The organism is Anaerobacillus sp. ABA4_114, from assembly GCF_056159065.1.
Window position 1 is genome coordinate 3,733,688 of record NZ_JBSWUM010000001.1, and the last position, 15,297, is coordinate 3,748,984.

16 protein-coding genes are annotated in these 15,297 nt (G+C 40.6%); 2 read left to right on the plus strand and 14 right to left on the minus strand.

The window, feature by feature from the left end; all coding sequences use genetic code 11:
• Positions 1-38 precede the first annotated feature (38 nt).
• From ACXAEY_RS19255 to ACXAEY_RS19315, 13 genes are all read right to left on the minus strand, one after another.
• On the minus strand, positions 39-1,574 hold the full coding sequence (locus tag ACXAEY_RS19255) for a GNAT family N-acetyltransferase (protein ID WP_270182396.1): 1,536 nt from the start codon (positions 1,572-1,574) through the stop codon (positions 39-41).
• A gap of 118 nt (positions 1,575-1,692) precedes the next feature.
• On the minus strand, positions 1,693-2,130 hold the full coding sequence (locus ACXAEY_RS19260; protein ID WP_270182395.1) for a CBS domain-containing protein: 438 nt from the start codon (positions 2,128-2,130) through the stop codon (positions 1,693-1,695).
• A gap of 76 nt (positions 2,131-2,206) precedes the next feature.
• Positions 2,207-3,058, minus strand: coding sequence for a ComEC/Rec2 family competence protein (locus ACXAEY_RS19265; protein WP_474814284.1), 852 nt, complete (start codon positions 3,056-3,058; stop codon positions 2,207-2,209).
• Positions 3,059-3,155: 97 nt separating this feature from the next.
• Complete coding sequence (gene yhbH, locus ACXAEY_RS19270) at positions 3,156-4,322, minus strand: sporulation protein YhbH (RefSeq protein ID WP_270182393.1); 1,167 nt, start codon at positions 4,320-4,322, stop codon at positions 3,156-3,158.
• 333 nt (positions 4,323-4,655) lie between these two features.
• Positions 4,656-4,820: a hypothetical protein gene (locus ACXAEY_RS19275; protein WP_474814286.1), complete on the minus strand. Its 165-nt coding sequence runs from the start codon at positions 4,818-4,820 to the stop codon at positions 4,656-4,658.
• A gap of 59 nt (positions 4,821-4,879) precedes the next feature.
• Entirely contained in the window at positions 4,880-5,437 is a 558-nt protein-coding gene (gene lepB / locus ACXAEY_RS19280) for a signal peptidase I (protein WP_270182391.1), read from the minus strand.
• 158 nt (positions 5,438-5,595) lie between these two features.
• Positions 5,596-7,491 (minus strand): PrkA family serine protein kinase, encoded by a 1,896-nt coding sequence (locus tag ACXAEY_RS19285; protein WP_474814289.1) that lies wholly within the window; start codon positions 7,489-7,491, stop codon positions 5,596-5,598.
• A 152-nt stretch (positions 7,492-7,643) separates the two neighbouring features.
• On the minus strand, positions 7,644-7,949 hold the full coding sequence (locus tag ACXAEY_RS19290; RefSeq protein WP_270182389.1) for an antibiotic biosynthesis monooxygenase family protein: 306 nt from the start codon (positions 7,947-7,949) through the stop codon (positions 7,644-7,646).
• 307 nt (positions 7,950-8,256) lie between these two features.
• Positions 8,257-8,730: a tRNA (uridine(34)/cytosine(34)/5-carboxymethylaminomethyluridine(34)-2'-O)-methyltransferase TrmL gene (trmL, locus tag ACXAEY_RS19295; protein WP_270182388.1), complete on the minus strand. Its 474-nt coding sequence runs from the start codon at positions 8,728-8,730 to the stop codon at positions 8,257-8,259.
• A gap of 65 nt (positions 8,731-8,795) precedes the next feature.
• Positions 8,796-9,689 carry an amidase domain-containing protein gene (locus tag ACXAEY_RS19300; protein WP_270182387.1) on the minus strand — a complete coding sequence of 298 codons (894 nt, stop codon included), beginning with the start codon at positions 9,687-9,689 and terminating at the stop codon, positions 8,796-8,798.
• A gap of 127 nt (positions 9,690-9,816) precedes the next feature.
• Positions 9,817-10,356, minus strand: coding sequence for a methylated-DNA--[protein]-cysteine S-methyltransferase (locus ACXAEY_RS19305; protein WP_270182386.1), 540 nt, complete (start codon positions 10,354-10,356; stop codon positions 9,817-9,819).
• 67 nt (positions 10,357-10,423) lie between these two features.
• On the minus strand, positions 10,424-11,563 hold the full coding sequence (queG, locus tag ACXAEY_RS19310) for a tRNA epoxyqueuosine(34) reductase QueG (RefSeq protein ID WP_270182385.1): 1,140 nt from the start codon (positions 11,561-11,563) through the stop codon (positions 10,424-10,426).
• Between the two features lie 35 nt (positions 11,564-11,598).
• Complete coding sequence (locus ACXAEY_RS19315; RefSeq protein WP_474814293.1) at positions 11,599-13,299, minus strand: ABC-ATPase domain-containing protein; 1,701 nt, start codon at positions 13,297-13,299, stop codon at positions 11,599-11,601.
• A gap of 80 nt (positions 13,300-13,379) precedes the next feature.
• On the opposite strand from ACXAEY_RS19315, the gene ACXAEY_RS19320 reads away from it, so the two are divergent.
• Positions 13,380-14,048: a B3/B4 domain-containing protein gene (locus ACXAEY_RS19320; RefSeq protein WP_474814295.1), complete on the plus strand. Its 669-nt coding sequence runs from the start codon at positions 13,380-13,382 to the stop codon at positions 14,046-14,048.
• Positions 14,049-14,291: 243 nt separating this feature from the next.
• Positions 14,292-14,513 carry a protein YvfG gene (yvfG, locus tag ACXAEY_RS19325; protein WP_474814297.1) on the plus strand — a complete coding sequence of 74 codons (222 nt, stop codon included), beginning with the start codon at positions 14,292-14,294 and terminating at the stop codon, positions 14,511-14,513.
• A gap of 43 nt (positions 14,514-14,556) precedes the next feature.
• On the opposite strand, the gene ACXAEY_RS19330 is transcribed toward yvfG, so the two are convergent.
• Positions 14,557-15,255 carry a DsbA family oxidoreductase gene (locus ACXAEY_RS19330; protein WP_474814299.1) on the minus strand — a complete coding sequence of 233 codons (699 nt, stop codon included), beginning with the start codon at positions 15,253-15,255 and terminating at the stop codon, positions 14,557-14,559.
• Positions 15,256-15,297: the final 42 nt, after the last annotated feature.

A 15,297-nucleotide genomic window follows, 5' to 3' on the forward strand; every position in this document is an offset into this window, starting at 1 on the left:
GTGAAAGGTAATAAAAAAAGAAGCAAGCCGTGGAAGGCTTACTTCTTGTAATGAATCTCATATAAGTCTTTTCTTCTGTCTCTTAATTGACGAACAGTACCAGATTGGCGCTGTCTTCTTAATATTTCGAGGTCGACATCACCTACAACGACCGTTTCGATGTTAGGGTGACACTCTCCAACAATACCATCTCTTGAAAACGCAAAATCAGATGGCGTAAAGATGCCAGATTGCGCATACTGTACGTCCATATTCTCTACCTGTGAAAGGTTTCCGATCGTTCCTGCTATAACGGTATAGATTTGGTTCTCAACCGCACGTGCTTGAGCACAATAGCGTACTCTTAAATACCCTTGTCGATCATCCGTACAGAACGGTGTGAAGATAATGTTTGCGCCCTTGTCTGTCGCAATACGACCAAGTTCAGGGAATTCGATGTCATAACAGATTTGGATCGCGATTTTACCGCAATCTGTATCGAACACTTCGATTCCATCTGAACCGTGTATCCCCCACCAACGTCTTTCGTTTGGGGTCACATGTATTTTATATTGCTTCTCAATCGTACCGTCTCTTCTGAAAAGATACGCGATATTATAGATCTTCTCATCTTCTAAAACGAAGTGAGAGCCTCCGATAATGTTCACATTGTATTTGACGGCAAGGTCTGTAAATAGTTCGATGTATGGTTCAGTATAGTCCGTTAAACGTCTCACAGCTTTACTAGGAATGTCTTCATCCATAAACGACATGAGCTGTGTCGTGAAGATTTCAGGGAACACTGCGAAATCCGATCCGAAATCAGCTGCAACATCCACATAATATTCAACTTGATTAGCAAATTCATCAAATGAGGAAATTTTCTTCATCGCGTATTGAATCGCACAAATTCGAACTGGGAATGAAGATCTGAAATGACGTCTTGTCTTCGCTTTGTATTCAACGTTATTCCATTCCATAAGCGTGGCATAACGTCTTGAAGCTTTATCATCTGGTAAGTAGTTAGGATTGATCCGCATCACATTAAATCCATTCATAAGCTGGAATGTGAGGACAGGATCATAAATATTTTGGAATTTAACTTCCTCAACATATTCAGATGGTTTCATCTGATCGGCATACTTATGATAGTTCGGAATACGTCCACCGATGATGATACTCTTTACATTTAATTCTCTTGCTAAATCTTTTCTAGCATCATAAAGACGTTTACCAATTTTCATTCGTCTATACTCAGGGTGAACCATTACCTCGATTCCATATAAGTTATATCCATCTGGGTTATGGTTTGTAATATAGCCTTCGTCCGTGATGTCATCCCACGTATGTTGATCGTCATACTCATCGAAATTCACCATCAAGCTCGAGCAGGTACCGATGATTTTCCCTTCATATTCAACACAAAATTGACCTTCGGGGAAAACAGCTAGATGACTTTCTAAGTGCTCTCGCTTCCATGGATCCATACCTGGAAAACACTCATTTTGTAAAGCGAGTATTTCGTCGATATCTTCTTTTCTGATTCCTCTTAGTTCCATCTTTTTTTCGAATTTAGAAACATCTAATTCAGACATCTTATCAACCTCCACGTAACTGCCTATCTTACTATGTACCCGACTTTATCTTCATTTTATCATAGAGGTAACAATTTTCAGAATAAGAAGAGGCTGACATCAGCCAGCCTCCACATCGTTATGCTCGAGTTGTACCGTTTTGAGAAATGCTGGATAAAGCTGGACCAGCTTCCTGTTGATCCGGTGTTTTCGTAGCAAAGTCCCCAAGCGAAACCATTCCGACTACCTGGTTGTTTTCAACGACTGGCAGTCGACGGATTTGATTTTGTGCCATTAATGCTGCTGCTTCATCTGCTGACATGTTAGGATTCGCTGATACACAGTTGTTCGACATACACTGCCCAACCTGTGAAGTTGCTGCCCCGCCACTAGCAGTCGAACGCGTCGTAATATCTCTATCGGTAATGATTCCACACAGTTGCCCATCCTTCATTACAGGAAGGGCACCGATATTATGCTGACTCATCAATGCGGCTGCTTCCTGAACAGATTGTTCTGGTGTAACAGATACGACATTTCTGGACATGACGCCTTGCAGATTATTATGCACAAACATTCCTCCCAGTTGATAAATGGTAAAGACTCAAAAGACGAGGTCTTACACAAACTAGTCTGAGCTTCGTTTGCTCAAATTATTTTTCCTTTTTTTGACCCGTATGAAAAACGATCCTTTCCCCATCGCTTTTTGCGATAATTGTCCCAAGTTGGTCTGTCCTGAAAATGGGGATCTTCATCGTACTAAGCGTCTTTAATACAGATTTATCTGGATAATGATAAGGATTGTTTTTGCCAACTGAGATAACGGCTGCTTGAGGAGCTACAGCTTTTATAAATGGTTTGGTTGAAGCAGAATCAGCTCCATGATGACCGATCTTAATCACATCTGAAGGGAGTTTCTTCTTTGCATCTGCTAATATCTCCTTTTCAGCTTGTTCACCAGCGTCTCCCATCAGCAAAAATGAATTATTGTGATGCCTTAATTGAACGACTGCGCTGTAGTCATTAAAATCCTCATATTCCGCATGTCGGATCGGCGAAAAAAAATGAAGCGTGATTCCCTTCCCAAACCTTGCTTTCTTTCCGCTCTCAGCAACACTAACCGGTATCTCTCTCTTATTGATCACCTTCATTAAAGAGCGGTAATGACGAGTGGGGTAAGATACATCAGGCATGATCACTTTTCCTATTTTGAAGTCGTTAACGATTTGATCCATTCCCCCAATATGATCGTGGTGCGGATGGGTCGCGATCAGGTAATCTAATCGTTTGATACCAAGATTTTTTAAATAACTCGAAACTTTGTCACCATCCTTATTATCTCCAGCATCGATGAGCATTGCTTTTCCTGCTTGCAGTACAAGGATACTGTCAGCTTGTCCGACATCAATGAAATGAAGCTCTGCGCTAGCTTCATCAGCAACCGCAATGAAAGGTTGAAATAGGATAAGGATGAAGGAAATAAATGCTAAGGAAGCACTCTTCATAAGCAATCCCCCATTTTTAGTTGTTGATTTTAGTATGAAGCTTCCTTTTCTTTTCATGCTTCCAAAACAAAAAAATGGTTCCCCTGGTGGGAAACCATTACGAATGAACTTCTTCCTTTTTGAAAAAACTCTTCATTGCGTGGTAAACATCCTTCTTCTCTTTCAAAATATAGTGTCTAAACATTGGATCATGGATATTCTTATAGGCACTCATCAATGTTGAGTGGCGATTGTAGGCATTAACTTCCCCGTACCCAAACATATTCGATACTTTCATGATCTGATTTACAAGCTTCACACAGCGTGAATTGTCGGAAGTAAGGTTATCACCGTCTGAGAAATGAAATGGATAGATATTATAGCGAGCTGGTGAATACTTTTCTTCAATCAGTTCTAAAGCTTTACGATAGGCAGATGAACAAATAGTTCCACCGCTTTCACCTTTTGAAAAAAAATCGTCCTCAGAGACGACTTTTGCTTCGGTATGGTGAGCAATGAACTCGATCTCCACAGTTTCGTATTTCGAACGTAAGAAGCGTGTCATCCAAAAGAAGAAGCTTCTCGCCATATATTTCTCCCATTTACCCATTGATCCACTCGTATCCATCATAGCAAGTACAACAGCTTTTGATTCTCGTTTTATTTCTTCGTTCCACGTTTTAAAGCGAAGATCATCTTGATAAATCGGTGCTATTCCTGGCCTTCCTTCGATTGCATTTCGTTTGTAAGCAGAAAGAATTGTTCGTTTCTTATCGATGTTACCCATCAAGCCAGTTTTACGAATATCGTTAAACTCAACTTTCTTCTTCACAACTTCAGCTGTCTCTTTTTCACGTAAATTAGGTAGTTCTAGTTCTTTAAACAGAATTTCCTGCAGCTCCATCAATGAGACTTCAGCTTCATAAAAATCATCGCCAGGTTTATCCCCAGCTCCTTCGCCTTTACCTCCACCAGGCTTCTTCTCACCTGATCCGTCACGGGCGATAACATCTCCAACCTGACTATCCCCGTCACCCTGGCCAACATGCTTCGATTTGTCATAGTTATACCGAATTTTATATTCATCAAGAGAGCGAATTGGTATTTTAATTACGTCACGACCATTAGATAGTATAATGTTCTCCTCACTAATTAGATCTGGTAAATTATTTTTGATAGCATCTTGAACCTTCTCGGAATGTCGCACTTGATCCTGATAGCCTTTTCGGTGGAGGGACCAATTCTCCTGAGAGACAACAAAGTTTTTGGTGTTCCTGTCTTTCATGCCATATTCCCCTCCTTAAAAAAATAATATTTCTATCGGATATTTATTCAATGATCGATGATCGCTCATGGTGATTGTTCAAAAGCGGAATACTAATTTTGACTCCCTGAATCTAAAAGGTAGTATACTTTATCCTATGCAAATACAAGCGATAATTGACAATTAATTCTGACAAATCAAGCTCGGAACGTACGAATTGTAAAACTATTGATAGATTGTATAAGAAATGCATTAAGAATATTCTCTTTTCGTTAATTGCCCATGCTGCCTAGACACTTTTTTTAACAAAAATAAGGCTGCCGAGAACATCTCGACAGCCTCCAAGCATGGGCTTTACTCTTTCTTATCTTTTTCGTTTTGTACAGGGTCAGGGCGTCGCCCGTTTTTCTTTAATTCCTGGTTGGTTTCAAGCTCTTCCATCTCTTTACCAAGCTCTTTCATCTCTTTCTCATCCATTGCCATTGAACTGTTTGCAGGTTTATCTTTTCGTTCTGACACAATGAACTACCTCCTTAAGAAGAGAATACCCCTGCTTCACCTTTTTGGAACCTGAAAATTCATTTCTTGAAAGTGAAATCAAATTCTTCGATCGGCCAGTAACGCAGGTTCACCTCACCGACGACTTGGTCGATCGGGACAAGACCGATATGTCTGCTATCATAGCTATGGCGTCTATTATCACCCATTAAGAACAAGTACCCCTCGGGCACTACAGCTTTCTCCGTTTTATCTTCGAGTTTAAAGTTCTCAGTCAAATTCCCATTAAAGACCTCACTTTTAAAATGAGTTAGATACGGTTCTTTCATCTTCTTGCCATTTATATAAAGTTGGTCATCTTTATACTCAAGCGTATCACCAGGAAGTCCTATCACTCTTTTGATATAGTCTTCATTCTCGTTCGCATGAAACACGACGAGATCAAAACGATCTGGCTCAGAGACTTCATACCCTATTTTATTGATGATCAGCCGATTTCCATCCTGAATGGTAGGCATCATGGATTCTCCGTGAACAACATAGTTCGTTATGATAAATTCACGAATTACAATCGCCAAGACAACGGCTATTGAAAATGCTTTTAGCCATTCCCAAAGCGGACTGCGTTCCTTTTTCATGTCAAACCTCTCTTCAATACGTCTTTACGTATAATCTATCACTCATACTAAAAAGGCACAAGCACCCGGTTAATCTCACTATAGGATATACAAACTTTTTACAAATTAGACGCTGTTCAAGAAAAAAAGCACACCTGTTAGGCATGCTTTTTCACCAGTTATCGATTCAATAAGCTTCCTACATAACGAAGAAGTTCATTGGCAGAGATTGAATTGTATCCATGCTCATCGATCAATCGAGCGATAACATCATTAATTTTCTTCAACTGATTCTCGTTCGGCGTTTTAGAAGAAGTCGTGATCTTCACAACATCCTTAAGGTCAGCGAACAATTTCTTTTGAATCGCTTCTCTTAAACGCTCATGCGAATTGTAATCGAATTTCTTTCCTTTTCTTGCGTATGCCGAAATTCTGATCAAGATTTCTTCACGGAAAGCTTTCTTTGCGTTCTCTGAAATACCGATCTGTTCTTCAATGGAACGCATCAACTTATCATCTGGACTCATTTCCTCACCAGTAAGAGGGTCGCGAAGCTTATTCTTGTTACAGTACGCCTCTACGTTATCAAGGTAGTTATCCATGAGCGTCTTAGCACTTTCTTCATAAGAATACACGAATGCTTTTTGAACTTCTTTCTTAGCAATCTCATCGTACTCTTTTCGAGCAACCGAGATAAAGTTCATATAGCGCTCTTTATCTTCCTTTGAAATGGAAGCGTGCTGATCCAAGCCGTCTTTCAACGAACGAAGCACATCCAGTGCATTAATTGAAGGTACTTCTTTTCTGATGATCGTAGAAGATATTCGATTGATGACGTAACGTGGATCAATACCACTCATTCCTTCATCAGAATGCTCTTTCTGCATCTCATCAACATCTACCTGATTGAATCCTTCAACAATTTCCCCGTCATACAAACGCATCTTCTTGACAAGGTCTACTCCCTGACGCTTTGAATCCTTCAATCTTGTGAGGATAGAGAAAATTGCAGCTACTCGAAGTGCATGTGGCGCGATGTGGACATCGGCAACATCACTTTCTCGAATCATTTTCTCGTAAATGCGCTCTTCCTGGCTTACTTTTAAGTTATACGGTACAGGCATCACGATGATACGGGAATGGAGAGCTTCGTTCTTTTTGTTCGAGATGAACGAGCGATACTCGGCTTCGTTCGTATGAGCTACTACTAATTCATCTGCTGATATCAATGCAAAGCGACCAGCTTTGAAGTTTCCTTCCTGTGTTAACGATAGCAAATGCCATAAAAACTTTTCATCACACTTCAGCATCTCCTGGAATTCCATCATGCCTCGGTTCGCCTTGTTTAATTCACCGTCGAATCGATATGCTCTTGGATCAGATTCAGACCCAAACTCTGCGATCGTGGAGAAATCGATACTACCAGTGAGGTCTGCTATATCCTGTGACTTCGGATCAGAAGGACTGAATGTTCCAATTCCTGTCCGTTTGTCTTCATTGAAGAAAATTCGTTCAATCATAACTTCTTCGATTCTGCCACCGTATTCTTGTTCGAGACGCATAAGGTTTAATGGCGATAGGCTACCTTCTACTCTAATACCGTATTCTTTGTAGAACTCCTCGCGCATGTGGTGAGGAATTAAGTGAAGCGGATCTTCATGCATCGGGCAGCCCTTGATTGCATAAACCGCTCCTGCATCTTCATGTGAATATTTCTCCAAGCCTCTTTTTAGAATGGTAACGAGCGTGGATTTACCTCCACTTACAGGACCCATAAGCAATAAGATACGCTTTCTGACGTCTAATCGCTTTGCAGCTGGGTGAAAGTATTCTTCGACTAACCTTTCGATTGCTTCCTCAAGACCATAAAGTTCTTCAGCGAAGAAGTTGTAGCTTTTCTTGCCATCTACCTCGTTAATACCAGCATCTTTTATCATATTATAAACGCGTGAATGAGCTGACTGCGCTACTTCAGGTCGTTCTTTGATAATTTCTAAGTACTCGCCAAAGGTTCCTTCCCACTTCAGCCGCCTCTCTTCATCTCGATGCTGCTGGATTTTACGTAAGATATCCATTACGAGCCCCCTCCAAATTTGATTCATCGGATTTAATACATGGTATGCGGGGATGTCCTATAACATTCTGTTTTCTTTCTTACGTAAAAAAAGGCTGTTCTTCTGTATAGCCATAACGTCTACTACAAACAAAAAAACCGGCATAGCCGGTTTTACGTGTGGTAAACAACATTAAATTCACTTAGCTCGTTTCCAGATGCAGGAGACTTTTCTTTTGATTCACGCTTTTCTTTGTGTGCATTTTTGAATGAGTCAGAATGAATCCATTTTTGATAGGCATCTTCATCTTCCCATTTCGTAAACACGATCAGCTTTCCATTTTCAGATGGCTGTTCAAGAAAAAGAAACTCAAGACAACCTTCAACGTTCTTCATGCTTTCTGCACTTTTTCCAAAGCGTTCTTTCATTACAGCTTTGTGTTCATCAGGTACTTTCAATTCGTTCATAACAACATACATAAACAAAAGCCTCCTTTTAATAATCTCCTTCTATCGTATAGGAATGTGGCAAATTTTCCAACTCATTCATCCCGAAGAGTATCGAATTACCTTCAAAACATTCACAACACCTTCAACATCGTTTATAATCATAGATAGACTTGGACATAATTTTACCTGAGGAGGATGAAACCATGAGTTTCCTGGGTATTTTAGTAGTAATACTTGCTTTTCTAGCAGCCATCTTTACGGCTGGGTACAATGATCGACCTCAAAAAACCAAAAAAGGTAGTCGATAAAAAAGAACGACCGTTACGGTCGTTCTTTTTTATTTCATGTTAGGATATCCTTGTTGTCTAAGTGCCTCATACACCATGATTGCCGCTGTATTCGATAAGTTAAGCGCACGCACGTGTTCTGTCATAGGTAAGCGTAGACAGCGCTCCTTATTATTCTCGATCAGCTCATCTGGCAAACCGTTTGTTTCTCTTCCAAAAACAAAGAACGTATCTTTACTAACATCCGAATAGTCGAAGTCAGTATGAGTATTCGTACCATACTTCGTAATATAATAAAATTCTCCGCCTTCATTCTGATTAAAGAATATTTCTAGAGAATCGTAATAATGAACGTCAGCATATTTCCAGTAATCTAGACCTGCACGTTTTAGCATCTTATCATCTGTAGAAAAACCTAATGGACGAATAAGATGAAGACTTGTATTCGTAGCAGCACATGTACGAGCAATATTCCCAGTGTTTGCAGGAATTTCTGGCTGAAATAACACGATATTTAAAGACATAATGATTCACCTCCGCTTCAAAACATATCTATTATAGCATGTTTTCCACGGAGAGAAAGAATATGCTATTCATCTTCAATATGAAAAAATTTATACTGGATATTCGGTGTCCATGCCGTTGAGTCTTCATAATCCCAATAACGCATTCTACAGTTCGTATTATGCCCATTTACAAGCGGCTGCCCTTTTCCATCTTGATCGACCACAATCGTCGTATGTTGCCAGTTCCCATCTCCAGTAAAATCATAGCTGATCACATCGCCCGGTACTAAATCATCAGGCTGATAGACTTCTCTTGCTTTAAGCCCACTCTTTGAACCACTAAGATACCACCGTAATGCATGAGCGACTGACCACGAATAGCTCCAGCTGTTTTTCCGCACCCACCATCCTCTCGTTCGATCAGGATAACCCCTCATAGGTGCTTTACCTGCATGGATACATTGAGAGACATAGTTCGTACAGTCTCCATCAAATATTGGATAAGCAGGATTATAATCATCCCACCAGTTTTCAGCATATTTCACAGCAGATAAGCGATCATAATACGATCCCTTCAACCTTTCATCTCCCCTGCCTGCCCGAACAGGATTATCACAGTGTACACCTTCTTGCTCAACGGAACGATCATGGACTAGCTCTCCATCGATTAACTCTGCAAGCCTTTTTTCAAAACGCTCTTCTTGATACATCTTCTTACCATGCTTGATCACAAATTGCTGGTGAAGATAGTAATCAAAGATTCGAGTTTTGGATAACTTCTTTTTGCCCAGGAGTACACCTTTATTCAGTACTCTCACAACTGTAGCTTCTCGAGCGTTGCATTTCTTAATAAACCTGTTAACAGCTTCTTCTTCCGTAGCTGGACGTTTTCCATTGCTTCTAAAGGATAGCGATCCGTTCATTAAGTATGACGCTTGTTCTTCCCAAAAGGGTTTAAGCTGCTCTTCCCAACCCATTTTGCGTTCCCCCCTCTTCGCACTTTATGTTGGTGAATGGTTACACATACCACTTAGTGCAGGGTGAAACGTTGAATAGAACAAAAAAGCTCGGAAGTTCGTCTATGAACTCCGAGCTCGATAATACTTATGAAGTTACTGCTGTTTGAATTGCGGTCTGCTGTTCGAGTGACAGCAAGTATTCCTTCTTATCCATTCCTCCACCGTATCCAACAAGAGCACCATTGCTTCCAATCACACGATGACAAGGAATAATGATCGGAAGTGGATTCCGGTTGTTGGCAGAACCGATCGCACGTACTGCTCGAGGAGCAGAAATATCAACAGCAACGTCTTTATATGAGCGGGTCTCACCGTATGGAATCGTACTAAGACTATTCCATACTTTCTTTTGAAAAGGTGTTCCAATCAAATTTAGTTTTAAATCAAACATCCTTCTTTTACCGCTAAAAAACTCTTCTAATTGAACAATAATCGGGTCGATGATTTCGTAATTCATAACGAAATCTGGTTTTACATGATTCTTCTTGAACCATGCTTCAGCCGCGGGTAGCATATCCTCAGCAAATCCGAAATCAAGTCTGTAAACTCCTTCAGAACCCGCAAATAATGTCAGCGTTCCAATCGGTGATTGAAACTCCCCATAACTGATCACTTGTTTCTCCATGCTATCCCTTCTTTTATTCAACATTTTTCATTATCTTACAAGACATTATATTATTTGACCAATACCATTAAGACTTATTTTGAAGCATAGACAGCCCTTTTTCAATCTCATCTGCCGCTTCCTGGTCTTTTTCTTTCATTTGCTCATTTATTAGGGCATCATACGCCTTGTTTCCACCGATCTTTCCGAGGGCCCAAGCGGATGTCCCTCTAATGACAGGTCGTGGGTCATTTCTCATCAAATCGATCAGTGTATCCACCGCTGCTTCGTCTTTGTAATGCGCTAGAGCAAGAATGGCGTTTCGTTGAATTGGCTTCTTCCCTCGCCATGAACCAGCCGCTTTTCCAAACTTCTCTTTAAATTCTCTATTACTCATCGTAAGCAGTGGAATCAACTTTGGTTTCACCACTTCTGGATCTGGTTCAAGTTCAGGGTGATGGTGAAAGTCGATCCCCTTGTTTTTGGGACACACCAGCTGACATGTATCACATCCATAAAGTCTGTTGCCTAACTTTGAGCGATACTCATCAGGAAGGAAACCTTTAGTTTGAGTTAAGAAAGCAATGCATTTACTTGCGTTTAGCTGACCACCTTCAACTAGTGCTCCAGTTGGACAAGCATCTACACAAATATTACAATCTCCACAACCTTCTTCCACTGGCTCATCCGGCTCTATAAAGACATCTGTGATCATCTCACCAAGATAGACCCAAGAACCGAACTCTTCCGTAATCAGCATCGTATTCTTACCAGTAAATCCAAGTCCAGCTCGTTCGGCTACTGCTCGATCAGATAATTCTCCTGTATCAACCATTGAGCTTGTTTGAGCAGTTGGAACTTTCGATTTTATAAATGATTCAAGAAGGGAGAGCTTTTCTCTTAACACGTGATGATAATCGACGCCCCACGACGCTCTACAAAATAGACCTCTCCGTTCGCCTCTTTTACTTCTTGGACTATCCTTCATTTTTGATGGGTATGCAATGGCGATCGAAACGATCGTAGTCGCGCCACGTAACAAGAGCTCAGGCTCCGTTCGTTTCTCAATATCAGGTTCTTCAAACCCTGATTGATAACCTAACTGCTGCTGTTGCTTCAACCGCTCTTTGAGCGATTTGAAAGGATCAGCTGCAGCAAAACCTATCTTATCGATTCCGATTGATTTACTGTATGCAACGATCTCTTCCTTTAACTGGGCGTTTGTCACTTTACTCCCTCCCTTCTTCATGAAAATTAACGTTATTAGACGATCTTCAATGTTCTAAGTCGATTCAATACTGCTGCCAACTCTGTTCTTCTAATACGAGCGAGATCACCTGGATGTTGATTGGCAAACATAGAGAAGGATCCGATTCCCTCATCATTCATTTGTTTTTCAACTGCATCCAAAAGCTCCGACACGGATACGTCTCCAAGTTTGTTCTTCCTTTCAAGAAAATGAAGAATTTCCGCAGCTAATCGCGTCTGACTCGGATCGATCAGCTGCTCAACTTGAAGGAGTGAAATATCAGTATTGCCATATAAAATGTGGTGAAGTCCTTTCGCAGAAACCTTCGCCTTTTTCCCTTTTTGACTATTTAAACTAGACTTGTGAGGAAGGCGACGGTCTACCTCTCCGAAAAGCTCGCCACCTTCTTTATTTCGAGCTGTAGTAGACTCGGCTGAAATCCTTTTAGCCTCATTCGTTACATCATATGGAAGGTAATTCTCCATCAAAATAACCGTATCGGCTACATCGAAATAATCGCCTGACCCTCCCATGACGAGTACTGTTGAAACACTATGTTGGTTATATAGTTGTTGTACACGGTCAATAAAAGGTGTGATTGGCTCTTTGTCTTTTGAGACGAGTTGCTGCATCCGAACATCTCGAATCATAAAATTCGTTGCACTTGTATCTTCGTCGATCAACAGTGCATGACAGCCTGCTTCAACTGCTTCTATTATATTAGCTGCCTGAGATGTACTTCCACTAGCATTTTCTGTAGTGAAGGAGCGAGTATCTTTCCCAAAAGGTAAATTCTCAATAAACGGTGAGATATTTACCCCTGTCACCTTTCTTCCATCTTCAGAGCGAATTTTCATAGCTAGTTCATCAGTGATCACATACTCTCTGCCATCACCTGCAATATGATCATAAACGCCGTGCTCGAGTGCATGCAAGAGGGTACTTTTGCCATGATACCCGCCCCCTACTATGAGGGATATCCCTTTCTCGATCGCCATCCCTTTTATCGGTTCTTCTTTATGGGGGATCGAGATCGAGACTTCTTTGCTAGACGGAGACTTGAATGGAACAGCTTTATTCTGTAACGGCCGATCGCTAATACCACTCTCTCGGGGCAAAATGGCACCGTCCGCGATAAACGCCACGTACCCTTTATCTTTCAAGAACATTCTGATCGTTTCTTGTTGATCCGCTAGATGAATGGCTTCAACTACCTCTCCCTCATTTAGAGAGAAGATAGATGCTTTTAGAATCTCTCTTAAATAGGTCGTTAACATTTGCTGGGCTTGTCTACCAAGCACACGTCTACCTTGTGCTGGTAAGCCCACTGATAAACAGATCGTGATGTCGGTTTTTGTTACTGACACAGCTGTACGTTCTAATACTTTTTGTTTAGGAGCATCAATGATAAAGGTGCCACTCTTACCGGAACCCTTGATATTTCCTTTGTGTTTATAAATGGACTTCGCTACCTTCCTTGCGATAAAATCCTCTAACCTGATCCGCCTTTGGTCACCATCAAACCACTCAGTCTTCACCTTAGCTTTGTCACGAGGAATGATAGCTCGTATTCTAGATGGGCTTGCGAATGGATCTCCTTGTACATAATCGATCGAAAGAGTGTAATTCTCGAAATCATAGCTCCCTCTTATATCTTTATAAGCTTTATAACTTTTTCCATCTATATGTTGTAAATGATCGGTCAAATTCTTCATATGAGGTGAGCCTCCTTTTGAGCTTCTAGTAGTCGCTTATGATAAAATGAACGGAAATAAACAATAAGGAGAACGGTAACATGACTAACATTTCTCTCTCAACATCTATTACCGAAATACTTCCTGACTTTAAAATTGGATGGATTACATATCATGATATCGTGGTTGAAAACTCACCGCAAATGGTGCGCGGAAGATATCAGTTCTACCTTGAAACTATGATGATGGATCTAGAAGATGCAGAGATCACTTCTTTTCAACCAGTTAAAGAATGGCGAACAGTATTTAAAAAGCTCGGAACCGATCCTTCACGCTATCGCCCTTCGTCAGAAGCATTATTAAGAAGGCTTAAGAAAGGTTCTGATCTTCCTAGGATTCATTCTGCTGCAGATATAAACAACCTTCTCTCATTGCAGTATAAGATTCCGATCGGTATCTATGATCTAGATAAGGTAGAAGGTTCGATCTCCATCGAACTGGGCGATGAGACTACAACGTATCAAGGATTGAATGGTCGAGAAGTGAACTTCACTAACAAGCTAGTCTCTCTAGACGAAAAAGGTCCATTCGGAAGTCCGATTGTGGACTCAGAGCGTACTGCGGTTACTGAGGAAACGACAAATGCTATACAGCTATATTATATTCAACCTTCCCTCTCAAATGAGGAGGCAAATAAACTTTTACAAGCTTCTGGGGAAATGTTTAATCAGATTCATGGCGGAGACTTTAATTACGGATTAGCAAACTGAACGATTGTACAGCAAACATAAAAAAACGCAACGCTTCGTTAATCATAACGAAACACTGCGTTGGGTAAATGGTGAAAATTCGAGGTTTTTCTACAAACCTCGCTGATGTAGTTAGAATAACACAAAGTATAATAGCAAAACAATAGGTAATTTTAATTTTCTTTAGATTTGCTTTACAATATTTCAATATAGATTCTACAAGTGTATGATAGTGACTGAAACCAATGTGAAAGGAATGAGCATATGGAACCTTTTTCAATACCATTCTTTGAAGAAAACTTTAGACAGTACATAAAGAAAAACGATGATGTGTTCTCAAAGCAAGAAGCGATGAACAGCTACTACCGGTCAGTTGTGTCGTCTATGATTTACGACAATCTTAACAAAAATTCTGAGATCGTTCGTAGAATTCGAAACCTGGATACTGCATACAAGACGATTAAAGAAAAAAAGACGGAAGAATAACAAAAGGCTCTCTTACAACATGTAAGAGAGCCTTTTAATTCGTTTACTTGATGTCACATGAATCAGTACCACAAGCGTCACCTTCACTAGTGATTACCTGAAGCTGCTTATCCTCTTCCCAGGCTTTGTTTAACGCCTGTTGGAACATCTCTGGAGGCTGGGCCCCTGAAACAGCATACTTTTCATTAAAGACGTAGAATGGAACGCCTTGAATGCCTAATTGGCTGCCAAGAGACTCATCAAAGCGTACTTCTTTTGAAAACTCTTCACTACGAAGCATATCATTCACTTCTGCCCTATCAAGTCCTACCTCTTCAGCTAGATTACAAAGCGTGTCATGATCAGAGATGTCTTCCGTTTCAGTAAAGTAGGCATAGAAAAGTCTTTCTGCCATCTTTTCCATTAGATCGTGTTTTGCAGCAAACTGAAGCAGTCGGTGAGAATCAAAAGAATTAGTAGGCTTCATATTCTTAAAATCAAACGTTAAGCCTTCGTTTTCTGCTTGTTGCCTCATGTTCTCACACATACCTTCAGCCTGTTCAAGGCTGACATTATACTTACTCGCTAAAAGCTCAGCTTTGCTTTTTCCAGTTGCTTTCTCTGCGTTTGGATCAAGTTCAAAGCTTCTATAAACGACCGTAACCTCGTCGCGATGTGGAAAGGATTGAAGCGCGGTTTCTAAGCGCCTTTTCCCTATATAACAAAAAGGACATACAAAATCAGACCAAATTTCTACTTTCATGATTTATCACTCTTTCTTAGCTAACGAATTACCATCAGTGTA

Bases quoted from the DNA above. Each gene is read 5' to 3' on its own strand.
- ACXAEY_RS19255 (WP_270182396.1), bottom strand. From the start codon at position 1,574: ATGTCTGAATTAGATGTTTCTAAATTCGAAAAAAAGATGGAACTAAGA.
- ACXAEY_RS19260 (WP_270182395.1), bottom strand. From the start codon at position 2,130: ATGTTTGTGCATAATAATCTGCAAGGCGTCATGTCCAGAAATGTCGTA.
- ACXAEY_RS19265 (WP_474814284.1), bottom strand. From the start codon at position 3,058: ATGAAGAGTGCTTCCTTAGCATTTATTTCCTTCATCCTTATCCTATTT.
- yhbH (WP_270182393.1), bottom strand. From the start codon at position 4,322: ATGAAAGACAGGAACACCAAAAACTTTGTTGTCTCTCAGGAGAATTGG.
- lepB (WP_270182391.1), bottom strand. From the start codon at position 5,437: ATGAAAAAGGAACGCAGTCCGCTTTGGGAATGGCTAAAAGCATTTTCA.
- ACXAEY_RS19285 (WP_474814289.1), bottom strand. From the start codon at position 7,491: ATGGATATCTTACGTAAAATCCAGCAGCATCGAGATGAAGAGAGGCGG.
- ACXAEY_RS19290 (WP_270182389.1), bottom strand. From the start codon at position 7,949: ATGTATGTTGTTATGAACGAATTGAAAGTACCTGATGAACACAAAGCT.
- trmL (WP_270182388.1), bottom strand. From the start codon at position 8,730: ATGTCTTTAAATATCGTGTTATTTCAGCCAGAAATTCCTGCAAACACT.
- ACXAEY_RS19300 (WP_270182387.1), bottom strand. From the start codon at position 9,689: ATGGGTTGGGAAGAGCAGCTTAAACCCTTTTGGGAAGAACAAGCGTCA.
- ACXAEY_RS19305 (WP_270182386.1), bottom strand. From the start codon at position 10,356: ATGGAGAAACAAGTGATCAGTTATGGGGAGTTTCAATCACCGATTGGA.
- ACXAEY_RS19315 (WP_474814293.1), bottom strand. From the start codon at position 13,299: ATGAAGAATTTGACCGATCATTTACAACATATAGATGGAAAAAGTTAT.
- ACXAEY_RS19320 (WP_474814295.1), top strand. From the start codon at position 13,380: ATGACTAACATTTCTCTCTCAACATCTATTACCGAAATACTTCCTGAC.
- yvfG (WP_474814297.1), top strand. From the start codon at position 14,292: ATGGAACCTTTTTCAATACCATTCTTTGAAGAAAACTTTAGACAGTAC.
- ACXAEY_RS19330 (WP_474814299.1), bottom strand. From the start codon at position 15,255: ATGAAAGTAGAAATTTGGTCTGATTTTGTATGTCCTTTTTGTTATATA.